18 protein-coding genes are annotated in these 19620 nt (G+C 66.7%); 14 read left to right on the forward strand and 4 right to left on the reverse strand.

Annotated elements, in window-relative coordinates; genetic code table 11:
• Positions 1–88 precede the first annotated feature (88 nt).
• Positions 89–982 (reverse strand): hypothetical protein, encoded by an 894-nt coding sequence (locus AC1VXD_RS06600; RefSeq protein WP_482991397.1) that lies wholly within the window; start codon positions 980–982, stop codon positions 89–91.
• Positions 983–1172: 190 nt separating this feature from the next.
• Between AC1VXD_RS06600 and AC1VXD_RS06605 the strand changes: the two genes are divergently transcribed.
• The 4 genes from AC1VXD_RS06605 to AC1VXD_RS06620 all read left to right on the forward strand — a co-directional run bounded on the left by AC1VXD_RS06605 (position 1173) and on the right by AC1VXD_RS06620 (position 4022).
• Positions 1173–2297 (forward strand): GNAT family N-acetyltransferase, encoded by a 1125-nt coding sequence (locus AC1VXD_RS06605; protein WP_482991398.1) that lies wholly within the window; start codon positions 1173–1175, stop codon positions 2295–2297.
• 84 nt (positions 2298–2381) lie between these two features.
• The gene (gene aat, locus AC1VXD_RS06610) at positions 2382–3122 is read left to right on the forward strand and encodes a leucyl/phenylalanyl-tRNA--protein transferase (protein WP_482991399.1); all 741 of its coding nucleotides are present in this window, start codon (positions 2382–2384) and stop codon (positions 3120–3122) included.
• A gap of 86 nt (positions 3123–3208) precedes the next feature.
• On the forward strand, positions 3209–3427 hold the full coding sequence (gene infA / locus AC1VXD_RS06615; protein WP_005409596.1) for a translation initiation factor IF-1: 219 nt from the start codon (positions 3209–3211) through the stop codon (positions 3425–3427).
• A 202-nt stretch (positions 3428–3629) separates the two neighbouring features.
• Positions 3630–4022, forward strand: a complete 393-nt coding sequence (locus AC1VXD_RS06620; RefSeq protein WP_482991400.1) for a hypothetical protein — start codon at positions 3630–3632, stop codon at positions 4020–4022.
• A 63-nt stretch (positions 4023–4085) separates the two neighbouring features.
• On the opposite strand, the gene clpA is transcribed toward AC1VXD_RS06620, so the two are convergent.
• Together clpA and clpS are read right to left on the reverse strand one after the other, a co-directional pair.
• Positions 4086–6368: an ATP-dependent Clp protease ATP-binding subunit ClpA gene (gene clpA, locus AC1VXD_RS06625; protein ID WP_482991401.1), complete on the reverse strand. Its 2283-nt coding sequence runs from the start codon at positions 6366–6368 to the stop codon at positions 4086–4088.
• Between the two features lie 305 nt (positions 6369–6673).
• Entirely contained in the window at positions 6674–7000 is a 327-nt protein-coding gene (gene clpS / locus AC1VXD_RS06630; RefSeq protein ID WP_079221861.1) for an ATP-dependent Clp protease adapter ClpS, read from the reverse strand.
• 110 nt (positions 7001–7110) lie between these two features.
• Between clpS and AC1VXD_RS06635 the strand changes: the two genes are divergently transcribed.
• The 8 genes from AC1VXD_RS06635 (at position 7111) to AC1VXD_RS06670 (ending at position 12689) form a co-directional block, all read left to right on the forward strand.
• Positions 7111–7599: a hypothetical protein gene (locus AC1VXD_RS06635; RefSeq protein ID WP_108768831.1), complete on the forward strand. Its 489-nt coding sequence runs from the start codon at positions 7111–7113 to the stop codon at positions 7597–7599.
• A 1-nt stretch (position 7600) separates the two neighbouring features.
• Positions 7601–8062, forward strand: a complete 462-nt coding sequence (locus tag AC1VXD_RS06640; protein WP_482991402.1) for an NUDIX hydrolase — start codon at positions 7601–7603, stop codon at positions 8060–8062.
• Positions 8059–9201 carry a tRNA 2-thiouridine(34) synthase MnmA gene (mnmA, locus tag AC1VXD_RS06645; RefSeq protein ID WP_482991403.1) on the forward strand — a complete coding sequence of 381 codons (1143 nt, stop codon included), beginning with the start codon at positions 8059–8061 and terminating at the stop codon, positions 9199–9201. Before AC1VXD_RS06640 ends, mnmA begins: the two co-directional genes overlap by 4 nt.
• On the forward strand, positions 9198–9812 hold the full coding sequence (gene hflD / locus AC1VXD_RS06650) for a high frequency lysogenization protein HflD (RefSeq protein ID WP_482991404.1): 615 nt from the start codon (positions 9198–9200) through the stop codon (positions 9810–9812). The genes mnmA and hflD overlap by 4 nt, the downstream gene beginning before the upstream one ends.
• 171 nt (positions 9813–9983) lie before the next feature.
• On the forward strand, positions 9984–11174 hold the full coding sequence (locus tag AC1VXD_RS06655) for a methyl-accepting chemotaxis protein (protein WP_482991405.1): 1191 nt from the start codon (positions 9984–9986) through the stop codon (positions 11172–11174).
• A 98-nt stretch (positions 11175–11272) separates the two neighbouring features.
• Entirely contained in the window at positions 11273–11494 is a 222-nt protein-coding gene (locus AC1VXD_RS06660; protein ID WP_482991406.1) for a hypothetical protein, read from the forward strand.
• Positions 11495–11597: 103 nt separating this feature from the next.
• Positions 11598–12062: a hypothetical protein gene (locus tag AC1VXD_RS06665; RefSeq protein ID WP_482991407.1), complete on the forward strand. Its 465-nt coding sequence runs from the start codon at positions 11598–11600 to the stop codon at positions 12060–12062.
• A gap of 105 nt (positions 12063–12167) precedes the next feature.
• Complete coding sequence (locus AC1VXD_RS06670; protein ID WP_482991408.1) at positions 12168–12689, forward strand: hypothetical protein; 522 nt, start codon at positions 12168–12170, stop codon at positions 12687–12689.
• A 107-nt stretch (positions 12690–12796) separates the two neighbouring features.
• Here AC1VXD_RS06670 and AC1VXD_RS06675 read toward each other — a convergent pair whose 3' ends face one another.
• Positions 12797–15535, reverse strand: coding sequence for a bifunctional diguanylate cyclase/phosphodiesterase (locus AC1VXD_RS06675; protein WP_482991409.1), 2739 nt, complete (start codon positions 15533–15535; stop codon positions 12797–12799).
• A 131-nt stretch (positions 15536–15666) separates the two neighbouring features.
• Between AC1VXD_RS06675 and AC1VXD_RS06680 the strand changes: the two genes are divergently transcribed.
• Both AC1VXD_RS06680 and AC1VXD_RS06685 read left to right on the forward strand, forming a co-directional pair.
• Positions 15667–17769 (forward strand): sensor histidine kinase, encoded by a 2103-nt coding sequence (locus tag AC1VXD_RS06680; protein ID WP_482991410.1) that lies wholly within the window; start codon positions 15667–15669, stop codon positions 17767–17769.
• Between the two features lie 3 nt (positions 17770–17772).
• Positions 17773–19548: an EAL domain-containing protein gene (locus AC1VXD_RS06685; RefSeq protein ID WP_482991411.1), complete on the forward strand. Its 1776-nt coding sequence runs from the start codon at positions 17773–17775 to the stop codon at positions 19546–19548.
• The last annotated feature ends 72 nt before the right edge of the window (positions 19549–19620 follow it).

Below are 19620 nucleotides of genomic sequence, written 5' to 3' on the forward strand. Positions count from 1 at the left end.
CGGACCGCCTCGATCTTGAACTCATCGGTGTACCGCTTCGTGCTCATAATCACCTCCGCCTAAGCCATAGTTTATGGCTGCGAGGTGTCTACGGAACCCTGGGCGATTCAGCACCGCGAATACCAGGAGCAGAGTTTCCGTTGGTATGCAGGCTCAACATCACGTCCACACCAAGATGATTGGCATAGTTGGGGCGAGTGCGAATGTCTTCATTCACCTCTCGAATACGATCAGGGCTGTTCGGCAACTCATTCCAGATGTCAACACGCTCAGGTAAGGGCGCTTTCAGGTGATATCTGGAAGACATAAGCTCCCAAGGGTGCCCGGACTCCGGATGCGGGTCTGTAGAGCGACTGCGAGCTCGATGCACGACCAGTCCGCTTCGTTGCTCGAGCAAGCCCTGCAACTCGTCACCATACTCCGGACTCAGCACATCCTCCTGCAGTCCTAGCGGCGCTGGGCGCTGAAACTCCCATGCCCTACTAGGATGCAAGGCGATGTATCCATGACTTGATGAAACCAAGGCCTGCGAATGCGCGGATCTGGATTTCACCGCCTCCCGCACAGGATGACCTTCGGGAAAATGAACCCTCATCGGCTTGCCCTGAAAGAGGAAGTCCACGTCCAGAATTTCAAGGCCTGCGCGCTCCGAGTAATGCCGAAGGTCGGCAGCCAACGGTATGAGGAACAGCTCCCCATAGTTCTGGTCATCGCCTGGAAGATACCCGGGCCCAAAGTTGACGACCATCCTGCGCTTTCGCGGCTCGATCACGATTCCGACCGTCACCTGCCTCAGGATTCCTCGTTGCTGCAGATGACTCGTCAACCGGGCGCCCACCTCCTTTTCAAGCATTGCCGCGAGTTCAGCATAGATGCGTGGATCTTCCATGCCAGGCGAGATCGGAGCCTCAGACGCCGACACCTGCTGCGGAAAAGCCAAGCCACAAACAACTGCCAGCACAGCCAGACGCATTCCTTTCATCTTTGATTTCTCCGTTGAAGTGGGTGCGCCGATCCTGCAGCGCCCCCACACCCTGTGCCACACCAATCCTGCGGTCCTCCACCAGCCACGCACAATCGAAGATTTACAACTTTCCTCACGGCGGCCCCGAAACAGACCAAGCCAATTCCGCCAGTCCCGTTCGCACCCGACCTGCCCTATCCTTTCCCCCATGCCTTCCGCCCGCTTCCTCGACACCCTGCAGGCCATTCCCGCCACCGACTGGGATGCGCTGCACGACGGCCGCAACCCTTTCGTCAGCCACGCCTTCCTGTCCGGAATGGAAGCCCACGGCTGCCTGCGCGACGACTGGGGCTGGCAGCCGCAGCACTTCACCCTGTGGGACGGCGGCACCCTGATCGGCGCCATCCCCGGCTACCTGAAGACCAACTCCCACGGCGAGTTCGTGTTCGACCATGCCTGGGCCAATGCCTACGCGCGGCATGGTCGCGACTACTACCCGAAATGGCTGGGCGCGGTGCCCTATTCGCCGGTGACCGGGCCGCGCCTGCTGACCCGTCACGATTCAGACAGGCCTGCGCTGCTGTCAGCGCTTCGCGAGCAGCTGTCAGGGCTCGACGTGTCCTCGGCGCACATCAATTTCCATACGAGCAGCGATGACGAGGCCTTCAGTTATGACTGGCTGTTGCGTGAGGACGTGCAGTTCCAGTGGCAGAACCCGGGCGATTGGACCACGTTCGAGCAGTTCCTCGGTGCGATGGACCACAAGCGTCGCAAGAACATCCGCCAGGAGCGGGCAAAGGTCGCCCGCCAGGGCATCAGCTTCCGGGTGGTGCATGGCGATGAGGCCAGCCGCGCCGACCTGCAGGCGATGTACCGCTTCTACCTGCAGACCTTCCTTGAGTACGGCAATGCGCCGGCGCTGACCGAGGCGTTCCTGCGCCACCTGGCGATTTCGCTGGGGCGCGGACTGGTGCTGTTCCTGGCCGAGCTCGAGGGCGAGCCGATTGCCGGTGCACTGTGCCTGCGCGGAGGCGACACGCTGTATGGGCGCTACTGGGGAGGGGCAACCCTGCCCGGCCTGCATTTCGAGGCCTGTTACTACCAGGGCATCGAGTATTGCCTGCGCGAGGGACTGATGCGTTTCGAACCGGGCGCGCAAGGCGAGCACAAACTGGCGCGAGGATTCCTGCCCACGCTGGTGCGCAGCCGGCATTGGGTGGCCGATGCGGATTTTGCCGAGGCACTGCAGGAGTGGTGCCGGCAGGAACGGCGCGACGTGCGCCGGTACCGGCAGGCGTTGATGGGGCACAGCCCGTTCCGCGCGGACGAGTGACCTGCGAACCAAGGTTGGCATCTGCCAAAGCGACCGCCGGGCATGGCCCGGCGCTACCGGTGCGGCCGTCGCTACAATGCCCGCATGACCCGCCCGTTGCCCTGGCGCCTGGCCGATGCGCCGGATTCGCCCTTCCCGCCCGCCGAGACCGCGCTGCGCAAGCCCGACGGACTGCTGGCCGTGGGCGGCGACCTGCATCCGCTGCGCCTGCTCAACGCATACGCGGGCGGGATCTTCCCGTGGTTCAGCGAGGGCGAGCCGATCCTGTGGTGGTCGCCCGATCCGCGCATGGTCTTCCGCACCGATGGCGTGCGCCTGTCCAGCCGCTTCCGCCGCCAGTTGCGTGCCAGCACCTGGGAGGTGACCGCCGATACCGCTTTCAATCGGGTGATGCGGGCCTGCGCCTCCGCACCCCGCCCGGGCCAGGACGGCACCTGGATCAGCCCGGAGATGGTGCACGCCTACAGCCACCTGCACGACCTCGGCTTCGCCCACTCGTTCGAGGTCTGGGACCAGCAGTCCCTGGTCGGCGGCATCTATGGGGTGGCCATCGGCCAGATGTTCTTCGGCGAAAGCATGTTCAGCGGCGTCAGCGGCGGCTCCAAGATCGCCCTGGCGGCGCTGGCCGCGACCCTGCACCGCTGGGGCTGGCCGCTGGTCGATGCCCAGGTGGAAAACCCGCACCTGCTGCGGATGGGGGCCGTTCACCTGCCGCGCGAGGAATTCCTGCAGCATGTCCGCCAGGCGGTGCGCCGGGAGGGCCGTGAAGGCCCGTGGACCCAGGTCGTTGGGCGCATGCCAGCCCGTGATCTGGCGGCAAATTAACCAGATCTTTGCAAGCTGGACGAAGGGCGCGTAAAATACTGCGCCTTAGGCCCAGCGTGGCCGTTTTCTGAACCGCACAGGACTACATGTCGAAAGACGATTCCATCGAGTTCGAGGGCACCGTCAGCGAGACGCTGCCGAACACCACTTTCCGCGTTCGTCTGGAAAATGGGCACGAAATCATCGCCCACATCTCCGGCCGCATGCGCAAGAACTACATCCGCATCCTCACCGGTGATCGGGTCAAGGTTGAAATGACCCCGTACGACCTGACCAAGGGTCGTATCACCTACCGCATGAAGTAAGCGGTCGGCGCTCTGCGCCATCCTGACAAGGCCAGCCTCGCTTGCTGGCCTTTTGTCATGCCTGCAATCCGGCCCTGCCGGAGGTCACCCTGACCGAACACACCGTGGCATCGGTCAGGCCGCCTTGAGGCAGATTCGCATTCGCATCGTTGGCGGCAAGGTGGTACCCGATCCAGTCCGGATCGCCATCCCCTGCCCCGCCATGAACATGCACTCCCTGCCCGCCCTGTTCGCCGCGCTGGCGCTGTCTGCCGGCACCCTGCTGGCGATGCCCGCGCACGCCGCGGATGTACCTCCTGCCGGAACGAAAGACTGCATCCAGCTGGACACCGACCTGCAGCTGGTGCGCGCCGGCGCATCACGCAACATCCTGCTGCGCAATGGCCAGGACCATTACGTGGTGCACTTCAGGGATGACTGCAGCAAGGCCGGCTACTCGCGCAAGCTGACCTTCGTGACCGATGGCGAGCAGGGCCAGGTCTGCGGCGCCGGGCGCACCGAACTGCGGACCGATGGCGGCAACTGCGCCATTGCCAGTGTCGAGCCGATCGATGCAGCGGCTTTCAAGCAGAAGGCGCGCAAACGCACCCGCTGATGGCAGACACAACAAGGGCGGCCGAAGCCGCCCTTGTCCTGCAACATCCATCAACCCGCGCCCTTACTCCACCGTTGCCGGCAGCAGGCGCTCCGGTTCGGCGTGGCTCTCAACCACCAGCTCGTCGTCGCGCACGTCGATGCTGACACGACCACCATCGACCAGCTTGCCGAACAGCAGTTCGTCGGCCAGCGGACGCTTGATCTTGTCCTGGATCATGCGCGCCATCGGGCGGGCACCCATCAGCGGGTCGAAGCCGTGGTGGGCCAGCCAGTCGCGCGCGGTCGGGGTGGCCGACAGGCTGACGTGCTTTTCCTGCAGCAGCATCTCCAGCTCGATCAGGAACTTGTCGACCACGCGCAGGATGTGCTCGAAGCCCAGCGGCTGGAACTGCACCACCGCGTCGAGGCGGTTGCGGAATTCCGGCGTGAAGCTGCGGCGGATGGTCTCCATTGCGTCGGTGGCATGGTCCTGCTTGGTGAAGCCGATCGAACGTCGCGAGGCCTGGGCCGCGCCGGCATTGGTGGTCATCACCAGCACCACGTTCTTGAAGTTGGCTTCGCGGCCGTTGGTATCGGTCAGCACGCCGCGGTCCATCACCTGCAAGAGGATGTTGAAGATGTCCGGGTGGGCCTTCTCGATTTCATCCAGCAGCAGCACGCAGTGCGGGGTCTTGACGATCTTCTCGGTCAGCAGGCCACCCTGGTCGAAACCGACGTAGCCCGGGGGCGCACCGATCAGGCGGCTGATCGAATGCGCTTCCATGTATTCGGACATGTCGAAGCGGACAAGCTCGATGCCCAACTGCAGCGCCAGCTGCTTGGTCACCTCGGTCTTGCCCACGCCGGTGGGGCCGGCGAAAAGGAAGTTGCCGATCGGCTTTTCCGGATTGCCCAGGCCCGAGCGGGCCAGCTTGATGGCCGAGGCCAGGGTGCCGATGGCCGGATCCTGCCCGAAGATCACCATCTTCAGGTTCCGCTCCAGGTGCTGCAGCACGTCCTTGTCGGTCGCGCTGACCTGCTTGGCCGGGATGCGGGCCATCTTGGCGATGATCGCCTCGACCTCCTCGACGTCGATCAGCTCCTTGCGCTGACCTTCCGGCAGCAGGCGCTGGCGGGCACCGGCCTCATCGATGACGTCAATGGCCTTGTCAGGCAGCAGGCGATCGGCGATGTGCTTCACCGACAGATCCACTGCAGCCTGCAGCGCCTCGTCCGAATAGGTCACACCGTGGTGAGCCTCGTACTTGCTCTTCAGGCCCTGCAGTATCTCGTAGGTTTCACCCACGGTGGGTTCGACGATGTCGATCTTCTGGAAGCGCCGCGCCAGGGCACGGTCCTTCTCGAAGATACCCCGGTATTCCTGGAAGGTGGTCGAGCCGATGCAGCGCAGCTCGCCCGACGCCAGGGCCGGCTTGATCAGGTTGGAGGCGTCCATGGTGCCGCCCGACGCCGAACCGGCACCAATGATGGTGTGGATCTCGTCGATGAACAGCACCGCGTTGGGCACCTTCTTCAGCGCGGTCAGCACGCCCTTCAGGCGCTTCTCGAAATCGCCGCGGTACTTGGTGCCGGCCACCAGGGCGCCCAGGTCGAGCGAGTAGATGACGGCATCGGCCAGCACGTCCGGCACGGAGCCTTCGACGATGCGGCGGGCCAGGCCCTCGGCAATGGCGGTCTTGCCGACGCCGGCCTCACCCACGTACAGCGGGTTGTTCTTGCGGCGGCGGCACAGGACCTGGATGGTGCGCTCGATCTCGTCGGCGCGGCCGACCAGCGGGTCGATGCGACCGGCCCGGGCATGTTCGTTGAGGTTGCTGGCGAATTCGGTCAGGGCATCGCCCTTGGGCTCACCGTCCCCGCCCTCCATGCGGCCATCACCCTCGGGGGAAGACGGCTGCTCGCCCTCCTCGCCCAGCTTGGCGATGCCATGGGACAGGTAATTGACCACGTCCAGCCGGGTGACGTCCTGCTGGTTGAGGTAATAGACGGCGTGGGAGTCCTTTTCGCCGAAGATGGCCACCAGCACGTTGGCACCGGTGACCTCCTTCTTGCCCGAGGACTGCACGTGGTACACGGCCCGCTGCAGCACGCGCTGGAAGCCCAGGGTCGGCTGGGTATCGCGGCCATCGTCTTCGGCCAGGCGGGACACGGAGGCCTCGATGGCCTGCTCCAGCTCCTGGCGCAGGCGCTCGGCGTCGGCGCCGCAGGCCTTGAGCACAGCCTGGGCGGACGGGTTGTCGAGCAGTGCCAGCAGCAGGTGTTCGACCGTCATGAATTCATGCCGGGCCTCACGGGCACGCTTGTAGCACTGGCCGATGGTGTGTTCGAGGTCTTTGCTGAACATGGATTACTCCGGCGGCAGATGGGGACAATATGCGGCCTGACTACGCGATTTCCATCACCCTAGCGGATTGCTGCGTTCAGATGGCGTTAGCAGTGCGGATTGCTTGATCATCGTTCACGCCCGGGGAGCCCGCCGGAGCTTCGGCGAACCCTACCCGAGCCACCAGCGATTGCCACGTGATGACCCGCAACGCGCCCCGCCCGTGATCTTTGCGGGCAAGGCAGGCGGATTTAACGTGAGCACGCAGACGGGGCCAGAGAACGGCCATGGCTGGAACAGTGCGGATTACCGGCGATGCGCCGGAGTCAGGCCTTTTCCATCGTGCAGAGCAGCGGATGCTGGTTCATGCGCGAGTACTCGTTGACCTGGGCGACCTTGGTCTCGGCCACTTCGCGGGTGAAGACCCCGCAGACACCGCGGCCGCGGGTATGGACGTGCAGCATCACCTGCGTGGCCTTGTCCAGGTCCATGCTGAAGAACTGCTGCAGGACGTCCACCACGAAATCCATCGGGGTGTAGTCGTCGTTGAGGATCATGACCTGGTAGAACGGCGGCGGCGCCACTTCCGGGCGCGCGGGTTCCACGGCAATACCGTGATCGTGATGGGATTCGGGGGAGGACTCGCGGGGCATGTGGGCATTATAGAGGGTGCGACGGTCCTGCGTCGGCCCGCCTCGGAATGGACGGCACGCACGGCCGCCGTCACAATCAACGCCTGTCCCCCACGTTTCACAGGATTTTCATGAAAAGGACCCTTCTGCCTGCCCTGCTTTTCGCCCTGGCTGCCGCCGGCAGTGCAGGTGCCGCGACCGCCGCAGAGAGCAGCAAGGCCGACGCCGCCATCGCCCGCCATCTGGAAAAGCTGGGCTACACCTTCGAGGTGGACGAGGACGGCGATTACCAGATGGTGTTCGATGTCGAAGGCGATCGCACCCAGATCGTCTACGTGCGTTCGGCCGTGGAGGACTTCGGCAGCCACAACATCCGTGAGATCTGGTCGCCGGGCTACGTGTCCAAGACCGCGCAGTTCCCCGAAGCCGTGGCCAACCGCATGCTGGAGGACTCCCAGGACGCCAAGATGGGCGGCTGGGTGAAGCAGGACAAGACCGCCATGTTCGTGGTGAAGATCGACGCCGATGCCACCACCGACCAGCTCAGCGACGCCATCGATGCAGCCATCCGTACCGCCGATGCGATGGAGCTGGAGTTGACCAAGAAGGACGACCTCTGAGTTGAACGCTGTGCAGGACCCGCGCTGGGCACCGCATGCCACCGTGGCCACCGTGGTGGTCGACGGCGGCCGCGTGTTGCTGGTGGAAGAAACCATCGAGGGGCGGCAGGTGCTGAACCAGCCCGCCGGCCACCTGGAAGCGGGCGAGAGCCTGGCCGCCGCCGCCCTGCGCGAGACGCGCGAGGAGACCGGCTGGACGGTGGAACTGACCGCCTTCATCGGCTGCTACCAGTGGACCGCGCCTGACGGCACGGCGTTCCTGCGCTTCTGCTACGCCGCCCGCCCGCTCTCGCACGACCCGGAGCAGCCGCTGGATACCGGCATCGACCGCGCGCTGTGGCTGGACCCGGCCGAGCTGCAGGCCGCCGGGCCGCGCCTGCGCAGCCCGCTGGTCTGGCAGGTGGTGGCCGACTACCTGGCCGGCCAGCGCCACCCGCTTTCCCTCGTCCAGGAGGTCGCATGAGCAGCCCAAGGGTGATGGTCGGCGTGTCCGGCGGCGTGGATTCGTCCGTGGCCGCCTGGCGCCTGGTGCAGCAGGGCGAAGCCGTGGCCGGCCTGTTCATGCAGAACTGGGCCGACGATGGCAGCGGCGACTGCCGTGCCGAGGATGACCGCCGCGATGCGGTGGCCGTCTGCGGCCTGCTCGGCATCCCGTTCCACTTCCGCGATTTTTCCAGTGAGTACTGGCGGGGCGTGTTCGAGCACTTCCTGGCCGAGTACGCCGCCGGCCGCACGCCCAACCCGGACGTGCTGTGCAACCGCGAAGTGAAGTTCAAGCATTTCCTGGACGCCGCCCGCGAGCTGGGGGCCGAGCGCATCGCCACCGGCCACTACGCGCGGGTCGCCCAGCGCGGCCAGCAGTGGCTGCTGCTGCGCGGCGCCGACCGTTCCAAGGACCAGAGCTACTTCCTGCACCAGCTGGGGCAGGAACAGCTGGCCGCCACCCTGTTCCCGATTGGCGACCTGGAAAAGAGCGACCTGCGCCGGATCGCCCGCGACGTCAGCCTGCCGACCCATGCCAAGAAGGATTCGACCGGCATCTGCTTCATCGGCGAGCGTGACTTCCGCGAGTTCCTCGGCCGCTACCTGCCGGCGAAGACCGGCCAGATCCTCGACCCGGCCGACGGCAGCGTCATCGCCGAGCACCCGGGCGTGTTCTATTTCACTCTGGGCCAGCGCGAGGGCCTGAACATCGGCGGCGTGCGCGGCCGCCCGGCGGCGCCGTGGTATGTGGTCGGCAAGGACGTGGCCAGCAACGTGCTGTACGTGGACCAGGATCGGGACAGCAAGTGGATGCTGTCCGACCGCCTGCGCTCGGAAACCGCGCACTGGATTGCCGGGGCCCCGCCGGCCCGCCGCTTCGAGTGCACCGCACAGACCCGCTACCGGCAGCCGGACGAGCCGTGTAGGGTCGAGGTGCTGGACGATGGCAGCGTGCAGGTGACCTTTGCCCGCCCGCAGCGCGCCGTGACCCCGGGCCAGTCGCTGGTGCTGTATGACGGCGACGTCTGCCTGGGCGGCGCGGTGATCGCCGCCACCGATGCGCCGCTGGAACAGCGCCTGCGTACCACCCCTTCTCCTTTTGAGGTAATCGCTGCATGAGTTTCACTGTCGACGACCGCGTCCTGGCCCTGGCTGGCATTGCCCAGGCCCTGCAGCAGGTACGCCGCATCGCCGATACCGGCCATTCCGACGCCGCGGCGGTGCGTACCGCGGTGGACAGCGTGTTCCGCATCGACGCCGCCTCGCCGCAGGAGGTCTTCGGTGACCGGGACGCACTGAAATCCGGCCTGCGCCTGCTGCACAACTACTTCCGCAACCAGGGCCAGGACCCGATCCTGCCCAAGCTGGCCCTGTCGGTGCTGCAGCTGGAGCGGCGGTTCGTGCAGGACGGCGCCACCGTGAACAAGGTCGCTTCGGGCATCGAGCGTGCCCAGCGCCAGGCCGCCGAGCTGGGCGACAGCAGCCACCCCGATGTTCTGGCCGCGCTGGGCGGCCTGTATGCAGACACCATCAGCCACCTCAAGCCGCGGGTCATGGTGCAGGGCAACCCGCATTACCTGGGCCAGGCTGGCGTAGTGGCCGAGATCCGCGCGCTGCTGCTGGCCGCCGTGCGCGCCGCGGTGCTGTGGCGGCAGCTGGGTGGCAGCTACTGGGACTTCCTGCTCAGCCGCAAGGCGATGGTCGATGCCGTGGACCGGCAGCTGGCCTGACCGCAACAGCCGCCGGGCACGGCCCGGCGCTACCGGTCAAGCGCCGCCAAGGTAGCGCCGGGCCATGCCAGGCGGAAGCGTCGGAAATCCGGCGCGCCCAAAAGCCACATCGACGTTAAAGAGAAAGGGCGTACGGCCGATACATCCTCCGTGCACCTCCCGAGAACGTCCATGTACTCACGCATTTTCATCCGTCTGGCCGCCCCCCTGGCCTTGACCCTGCTGCTCCCCTTCGCCATCGGTTTCGAATGGCCGGCCGCCCTGCGCTGGGCGATCCTGACCACGATGACGCTGAGCTGGCTGGGCTTTGCGTGGTGGACCACCCGCGCCCAGGCGCAGCGTTCCCCGGAACATGCCCGTGTCCTGCGTGAGCAGGACCAGCTGCTGACCGAACTGCGCAGCTTCGTCGGCAACGAGATCGACGGTTCGCGTGGCGAAGTCGAACGCGCCCGTGACCTGATCCGCCAGGCCGTCTCCAGCCTCGGTGGCAGCTTCGATGCGATGAACCGCAAGTCGCGCCAGCAGAGCCAGGCCCTGTCGCGCATCGTCGACCGCGCCGGTGAGGAAGGCACTGCCGGCCTCGACGTCGCCCGCTTCGCCCAGCACGCCAACCACCGCATGGAACAGTTGGTGGAAGCACTGGAACAGGTGAGCGGCCAGAGCAGCACCACCGTGCAGCACATTGACCAGATGGCCCAGCACCTGGACGGCATTTTCGCCCTGCTGGAAGACGTCAAGTCGATTGCCGACCAGACCAACCTGCTGGCGCTGAACGCGGCCATCGAAGCAGCCCGTGCCGGTGAAGCCGGTCGTGGCTTCGCGGTGGTGGCCGACGAAGTGCGCAATCTGTCCGAGCGCTCGACCACCTTCAACGAACAGATCCGCAAGCTGGCCCACAGCTCCAAGGACGCCATCGCCAAGGTGCGCGAGACGGTCTCGCACATGGCCTCGCGTGACATGGACCGTTCCCGCGAAGCACGCCAGGAAGCAGCGGCGATGCTGGACAACGTGGCGCAGATCAATGCCTCGCTGGGCGATGGCATGCGCGAAGTGTCCGAGTGCGCCCGCTCGATCGACGGCAGCGTGGCAGAGGCCGTGCGCGCCCTGCAGTTCGAAGATATCGCCACCCAGGCCCTGGGCGGCGTGCACACCCACCTGGACCGCCTGACCGCGATCAACCGCGAAGCCGTGGCCCTGCAGGAACTGCTGCACCGTAACGGCGGCGTGTTCGACGAAGAGATCGCCACCGCGCTGCAGCGCACCGGCAGCCGCCTGCGCGAACTGCGCAGCGAGTGGGAGCGCCCGCCGCACAAGCCGGTGGCCCAGCAGAACATGGGCGCCGGCACGGTCGAGCTGTTCTGATCCTGATGTCCGCTGCCTGCTCCGGCAGCCCGCAAGGCCCCGGTCATTCCGGGGCCTTTGCCTGTAACCTGCCGTTGCATGCACCCGACCCGCGCACCATGACCCTGATCCGCGCCCTGCCCCCGATCGACCCCGCCGAACGCCCGCGCAACCCCAGCGTGCGCGAACAGCTGCAGCAGCTGGAGGCGGTGGCACGCGAGGAAATCGAGGAGCTGAGGCAGCTGGCCGATGCCCGCCCTGCCCCGTCGGCGCCCGCGGGTGAGCTGCTGGGGATGGCCTGGGATCTTGGGCTGGATGGGGATGCGCTGAAACATCCCTGACGGGTGCCCGATCCGGCACCACTGATGCCAATTTAGGATTTGTTGCATCGCGTGCGCTTCATGGAAGGGACACACTGTCTGCTCCATCTGGCACGGCATCAGCATGACGCTTGACCTGGACGAGGCCGGCGAAGCCTTTGATCAATTCCTGATGCTCATGGACGGCCAGAATGAATGGCTGGTCGTGCAAGCACGAATCCATGGCATTGCGCTCGATGGAAGCCCCGAAAGCCTCGACAGGCTGGAACGCCTGCATGACTTGATGGCAGTCACACTGTCAGATGATGAGCGGGACTCCCTGAGGATCATACTTGCCCGATACCCGGGAGAGACCGTCAGGGTGTTGCACGGTGGGAGGTGGGACCTGCCACTGGATGATCCCAGGGACGTTAACTTCAACAGACCCGTAATCGTGGGGCACTCGCGCCACCCCCTGTGTGAATTCAGCCCCGTCCATGCGATACGCGCCTACTCGCTTCGACGACGCCCGGGGCTGATAAGGAGCATCGTTGCCAGCAGTGTCAATCCGCAGATCCTGGACCTGAGCGATCTGCCTGAAGATGACTGACATGTAGGAGCAGGACCATCCTGACACCATCCACGCATGGCGTGGATCTACGCGCGTGGCGTAATCGCTATGGCATGATGCGCCGGTCCCGTCCATGGAAGACCGATGGCCATCGCCCTCATCGCATTGCTGTTGGTCGAAGTCCTGCTGTTGATCTTCTGGGCGCCGTTTTTCTACCGCACCGGCATCATCCTGTTCAACCAGCGTGTCGCCGCTTCGCCTGCTGAGCTCAGCCAGGTGTCGCTGGCCGGGCTGGACCACGATCTTCCCATCGATAAATGGCTGCGCCTGGCATTCCATGCCCTGCCCGACGGCAGCGTGGCCTTCCGTGAGAGCTTCGAGCCGACCTTCGGGGGGCGCTACTTCGCGCTGATGCACGGCCTGCTGGTGGTCGACAAACGGCGCCGCGAGGTGCGCGTGATCGGGCGCTGCAGCTGGTTCGCGCTGGCCCTGACCCTACTGGTGGTACCGATCATGCTGGTGCGGCCGATGGCATGGCCGATGCTGGCGTGCCCGGTGATCTTCTACCTGGGCTACCGTATCCAGCGGCGACGCTATGCCAACGTGGTCGAGGCCGTAAGGGCACGGCTGCGCTCGGAATTTCCGCGGCGGTTCCTCGACCGGTAGATCCACGCCATGCGTGGATGAGCGCCAATGCGGGCATCCGCGCCGACCAACGGCCGGCACCCACCAGGGCGCAGATCAATGCCGCCGGGCATGGCCCGGCGCTACCGTCAACGGGCCAGGGCGAGTTCTGGCGGGGCGTGCTGCTGGCGCAGCCACAGCGCGAGGTCGCGCGGGCTGAGCGGGCGTGAGTACAGGTAGCCCTGGATCTCGTCGCAGCCCTGCCGGCGCAGCATGTCTTCTTCCTGGTGCGTTTCCACGCCCTCGGCCACCACCTTCATGCCCAGCGCGTGGCCCAGGTGGACGATGGCCTGGGTGACTTCGGCCGTACCCGTGTCGTGCAGCATGCCCTGGACGAAACTGCGGTCGATCTTCAGGCGCCCCACCGGGAATCGGTTGAGGTAATGCAGGTTGGAGAAGCCGGTGCCGAAGTCATCCACCGCCAGCGGCACGCCGTGTCGTTCCAGCACATCGAAGCAGTGGCGCAGGATGTCGGTGTCACGGATCAACGCCGATTCGGTCAGTTCCAGCTCCAGCCGCTGCGGCGGCCACCCATGGGCGTGGCAGATCTCGATCACGCGCTCGGCGAACCCGCGGTCACGCAGCTGCACGGCCGATACGTTCACCGCGATGCGCTCGAAACGCAGGCCGGCACGATCCCACGACGCCGCCTGGCGGCAGGCTTCGGACAGCACCCAATCGCCGATGCGGACGATCTCGCCGCACTTCTCGGCAATGGGAATGAACTCGGCCGGGCTGCAGTAGCCCACGCCGGGACGATGCCAGCGCAGCAGCGCTTCGATCGCCGGCGGCTCACCGTGGTGGGCATGCAGCAGCGGCTGGTAGGCCAGGCTGAATTCCTCGCGCTCGATGGCGCCGTGCAGGCCGTGCTCGATTTCCAGCCGGCGCTGGATGCGCGCCAGGGCGTCCTGGCTGTAGTACTGATAGGTGTTGCGCCCGGCTTCCTTGGCCGCATACATCGCCGCGTCGGCGGCACGCAGCAGGGAGTCGAAATCGGTCTGGCTGTCGCCCAGCATGGCGATGCCCACGCTCGCGCCGACCTTCAGGGTGGTGTCGCCACGGCGCAGCGGCTCGGCCAGCGAGCCGATCAGCTTGCGCGCCACGTGGCCGGCATCCTCCGGCTCGGCCAGGTCGCGCAGCACCACGATGAATTCGTCGCCGCTGAAGCGGCCGAACAGATCGTTGTTGCGCAGGTTCTGGTGCAGGCGGGTGGCTGCGGCCTTCAGCAGCGCATCGCCGGTGGCGTGGCCGAAGCTGTCGTTGATGTTCTTGAAGCCATCCAGATCAATGAACAGCATCGCCAGCGAGGTGCCGCGGTCGCGCGCCTCCTCGATGGCCTCGGCGGTCTGCTCGCCAAGCAGCAAGCGGTTGGGCAGGCCGGTCAGCAGGTCGTAGTGGGCCAACAGCTCGATGCGCTCGTTGGCTTCGCGCTCGCGGGTGATGTCACGGAACAGGACCACGAAGCGCGGCGGCAGGCCGTCGCGACGATCCAGCTCAATCAACACCTGCACCCACACACGCAGGCCGGACTGGCGGTAGAAGCACAGGTCCAGCTGTTCGGGCAGGCCACCACCGGCGATACGCAGCAGTGCGGCTTCAAAGTGCGCGCGCGAATCCTCGGTGTACAGGGCCAGCGCCTGCTCCAAGGTAATCGGCTCCTTGCGCAGGCCGTGGATGCGGTAGCACTCCTCGGTCCACTGCATGTTCCGGGTGCTGACCTCGATCTCGCAGCCGCCGATGCGGCCCAGCGCGGAGACACGGTTCAGCAGTTCAGTGCGCCAGCGGATGAGTGCATCGGTCTGGTGCTGTTCGGTGATGTTCTGCACCTGGCCCAGCAGGCGCTTGGGATGGCCATCCATGTCCAGCAGCGGCTGCATCCACAGGCGCAGGTGCTGGGACGGCTCGCTGCCGCGGGTCAGTTCCAGTTCCAGGTTGGCGGCACGGCCGTCGCGCCACAGCCGGCGCCAGGCCGCACGCAGCGCGCCGCGCGAGCGCGGGTGCAGCTGCTTCAGCCAGCGTCGCTGGCCGGGCACTTCGCCGGGCGCCAGGGCCAGCAGCGAGCGTAGCTCGGGCGACCACCAGAACCGGCGGTTGGTGGGGTCGAACGACCAGCTGCCCATGCTGGCGATGCGCTGGGCCTCGCTCAGGTGCAGCTGCTGTTCCTGCAGCAGCGCTTCCAGCTGCTTCTGCTGCTCGATATCGGTATGGGTGCCGACCATGCGCAGCGGCTGTCCATCGGCCGTACGTGCAACCACGCGACCGCGATCGAGCACCCAGCGCCACTGGCCATCCTCCTGGCGGAAGCGGAACTGGGCGCTGTACTGCTCGCTGTGGCCGCGCAGGTGCTCGTCCAGCGCCGCACGCATGTCGGCCAGGTCATCGCTGTGGACACGGGAAATGATGTTGTTGGCGGTCTCGTCCACCAGCGAAGGCGTCCGTACCACCCGGTCACTGGGAATATCCCAGTCCCACAGGCTGTGGCCGGCGCTCTCCAGCGCCAGCTCCCAACGGCCACCGGCATCGACCGGCACCGGCTCGGGCACGCTGAGCGTGAATGCCAGCAGGTTGCCGCTGCCATCGTGCACCGCGCGCAGGTAGCCGTCGTAGTGGCCGCGTGGGCCGCCCGGCAGGCTGCAGGCGACGATGCCACCGTCGGCCGCCAGCAGGCGCAGGTCCTCCAGCATCGGCGCGTAGGCGGCCACCGTCGCCGGCAGGCCGTGTTCGCGCGCGGCCGGGTTGGCTGCCAGTGGACGCCCGCCACGGTCGACGATGACCAGCGCCGAGGCAAGCGGGTGCTGCAGCAGGCTGGCGATAATGCCTTGGTCCACGCGATGTTGCTCCGGAATGGCGCGCCCGACAGCGGGGCACGAAGTGGTTAACGGCGCGTCCGGCGGATAATTGAGTGCCAGGGCGCACCCGCGCGGTAAGATGGCCGGCGCCCCCTCTTCCTGCCCTGCCCATGCCCGCAGAACCGACCGGCACCCTCCCCGCTCCCGACCCGCAGATGGCGAAGGCACTGGGTCGTGACCGCCGTCGGGTGGTGCTGACCTATCTGATGCTGGCGCTGGCCTGGATGATCGCAACCGATGGCGCCATGGCGGCAATGATGTCGGACCCGCGGCAGCTGGCGTTCTGGCAGACCGTGAAGGACGCCTTCTTCGCTTTTGCCAGCGCCGGCCTGCTGTACCTGCTGCTGCGCCCCCTGGCCGAACACGTACTGCGCACCCATGCGCGCCTGCAGGGCTCGGAGCTGCGCCTGCGGCAGATGTTCGAAGGCAACCCCGGGCCGATCCTTGTCTACGACCTGGACAGCCTGGCCATCCTCGACGCCAACCCGGCCGCCTGCCTGGCCTTCGGCTGGAAGCGCGAGGCGCTGCTGGAGCAGACCATCGACGTGCTGTGGCCACCCGGCGACAGGCTGATCCTGCAGAACAAGCTGGAGGCGATCCGCGAGGCGCCCGAGCAGATCTGCGTGCTGCGCACCCCGCTGCAGCTGCGCGATGGCAGCCGCCGGCAGATGGAACTGCGCTCGAACGCGATCGACTACGACGGCCATAATGCCCGCCTGCTGATCGCCATCGACCGCACCGCCGAGGACCTGGCCCAGCTGCGCCGCGACCAGGCCCTGGCCCGCGTGGAAGAGGCACACGAACTGGCCCGCATCGGTGCCTGGGAGCTGGACCCGTCCAGCGGCCTCGGCCGCTACTCCAGCCAGGTGTACCGCCTGCTGGGCCGCCGCCCGCCCGAGGCGCGGCGCTGGCATCGCTTCGATGAGCTGCTGGTGCCGGCCGATCCGACCACGGCCGCGCAGACCGAGCAGCTGCTGGCCGAACTGTGCACCGACCGCAAGCTGCAGGTGGATGTGCTGCTGCCTGTACTGTCGATGGATGGCCGCACCCTGATGGTGCACCTGCGCGCGGCCTGTGGCACGGACGAGGCCGGCCGCGAGCGGGTACTGGGCACCCTGCAGGACGTGACCGAGCGCGAACAGTCGCGGCGCCTGCTGCGTGAGCGCGAGGAGCAGTTCCGCGAGCTGGTGCGTGTGCTCCCCGACGGCGTGGTGATCCTGTCCGACGAGCACGTGCTGTATGCCAACGCCTGGGCCGCGGCCCTGTTCGGCTATGGCAGCCAGACCCTGCTGGGCGAGCCGCTGGACGCACTGGTGGACCCGGCGGAACTGGAGCGGGTGCGCCTGCAGCTGCGCGCCGGCCAGCCGCAGCACAGCCCCGGGCACAACAGCGTGGTGGTGATGCAGCGGGCCGATGGCCGCCGCTTCCACGCCGGCCTGGCGGTGGGCGAGGTCCGCTACGGCGGCCGCGACTGCAAGCTGCTGATCGTGCGTGACCTGAGCGAATCCGAGCGCACGCGCACCGCGCTGGAAACCAGCAATCGCGAACTGCAGGCCATGGCCGGCCGCCTGTTCTCGCTGCAGGAAGACGAGCGCCGCGCCATCTCGCGCGACCTGCACGATGACATCGGCCAGGCCATCACCGCCATCAAGCTTTCCGCCTGCGCCGCGCAGGATGAAGCAGACGCACGCCGCCGCAGCGAAGACCTGGCGCAGATCGTCAGCCTCGCCGACACCACGGTGGCCAAGCTGCGCGACATCTCCACCCTGCTGCGCCCGCCGCAGCTGGACGCCCTGGGCCTGGAGGCTGCACTGAGCTGGCAGGCACGGGTGCTGTTCCGTTCCTCGCCGGTGGAGCTGCTGGCCGAGATCGACACCCTGCCCTCGCGCCCGGACAACAGCATCGAACAGGCCTGTTTCCGCATCGCCCAGGAAAGCCTCACCAACGTGCTGCGCCACGCCCGTGCCAGCCAGGTGCAGCTGCAGCTGCGCGATGTCGATCAACGTGGCCTGCACCTGTTGATCCGCGACGACGGCGAGGGTTTCGACCCGGACGGCCCGCGCGGCCTGGGCCTGATCGTGATGCGCGAACGTGCGCAGAGCGTCGGCGGCAACGTCCGCATCGAGTCGGCGCATGGCGCCGGTACGCTCGTCGACGTCCATCTTCCTTACCAGGCGGTCACTGCGATCGCCGCTGATTCCCCGGAACGCTGAGCCATGTGGAACCCCAACATGCCCCCTGTCAGCATCGACGACGCCCCCGATCGGTTGGGCGCCGGCAACCCCGAGCTGCAGGCCATGGTCACCGAAGCCGCCTCCGGCGGCACCCCGCTGATGCTGATGCACGTGGATATCGACCACTTCGCATCGGTCAACGAAAACATGAGTGCCGAAGTCGGCGACCAGGCTCTGGTGCTGGTCGCGCAGCGCCTGCAGTCCTACCTGCGCGGCCGCGGCAAGCTGTGGCGCCACGGCAGCGATGAATTCCTGCTGGCCGTGCCGCGCACCGCCGACCTCCCGCTGCCCGAAGACTTCGCCGAAGAGATCCGACAGCAGATGGAACTGCCGCTGTCGGTGCTGCCGTACACACTCTTCATGACCGGCAAGCTGGGCGTGAGCCTGTGCCCGGAGCATGCCAGCAACGCTTCGCGCCTGCTCGACCACGCCGAGGATGCGCTGTACCAGGCCGCCCGCGAAGGCGGCAATGCGGTGCGCATCCACGCGGTGGACACCCCGCCGAGCGCGCACAGCGAGAGCATCATCGCCCGCCAGATCGTCGATGCGATCCCCAACGGCGAACTGAAGCTGCGCTACCAGCCGCTGGTCAGCGCCCGCGATGGCCACGTGGTGGGCATGGAGGCGCTGCTGCGCTGGCAGTCACCGACTCTGGGCATGTTGGTACCGGAGCGCTTCATGCGCACCGCCGAGCGCCTGGGCATCATCGTGCAGATCGGCACCTGGGTGCTGGAAGGCGCACTGAAGCAGGCGCGGCTGTGGCGCGACCAGGGCTTCGATGACTTCACCATCGCGGTGAACGTGTCGACCCTGCAGCTGCTGCGTCCGAACTTCTTCGCCGAGGTGATGGGGCTGATCCAGGCCGCGGGCGTGCCGGCGCAGATGCTGACGCTGGAGATCAACGAAAGCGCGCTGACCAACAACGTCAACTTCGTCCACGAGACCCTGGCCAACCTGCGCAACGAAGGCATCAGCCTGAGCCTGGACAACTTCGGCACCGGCGATTCCAGCCTCAGCGCGCTGGTGCGCTACCCGGTGGACAAGCTGAAGATCGACCGCAGCTTCATCAAGAGCGCACCGGCTGGCAACCGCGAGGCCGCCATCGCCCGCGCGATCATCGCCATGGGCCACCAGCTGGGCATGACGGTGATTGCCAACGGCGTGGAATCGCAGGCACAGCTGGGCTTCCTGCGTCGCAACGACTGCGATGTGTTCCAGGGCTACCTGTTCGGCGAGCCGATGTCGGCCGATGCGGCCGGCATGACCCTGCGCCGCCGCTACCTGCGCCCGGAGGCCTTCGCCGAGACCCGCCCGGACCGCACCCTGCTGCTGCTGGACGACGAGGAGAACGTGCTGCGCTCGCTGGTGCGCCTGTTCCGTCGCGATGGCTACCGCATCCTGGCTGCCGGCAACGTGCGCGATGCGTTCGACCTGCTGGCGATCAACGACGTGCAGGTGATCCTGTCCGACCAGCGCATGAGCGACATGAGCGGCACCGAGTTCCTCGGCCGGGTGAAGATGCTGTACCCGGATACGATCCGCCTGGTGCTGTCCGGCTACACCGATCTGAACACGGTGACCGATGCAATCAACCGCGGCGCGATCTACCGCTTCCTGACCAAGCCCTGGAACGACGATGAGCTGCGCAAGCACATCCACCAGGCGTTCCGCACGTACGAGGAACAGCGGCGCAGCAATGCCGGGCCGACGGCGGTGGAAGCGGTGGATGCCGGCGAGGATCGCTCGCCGCTGCGGTGAGGGAAACCGCCGGGCATGGCCCGGCGCTACCGATGCGCGCGGGCGGCGCCGGGCCATGCCAAGCGGAATGTC

The sequence above is a fragment of the Stenotrophomonas sp. STEN054 genome (genome assembly GCF_056854535.1).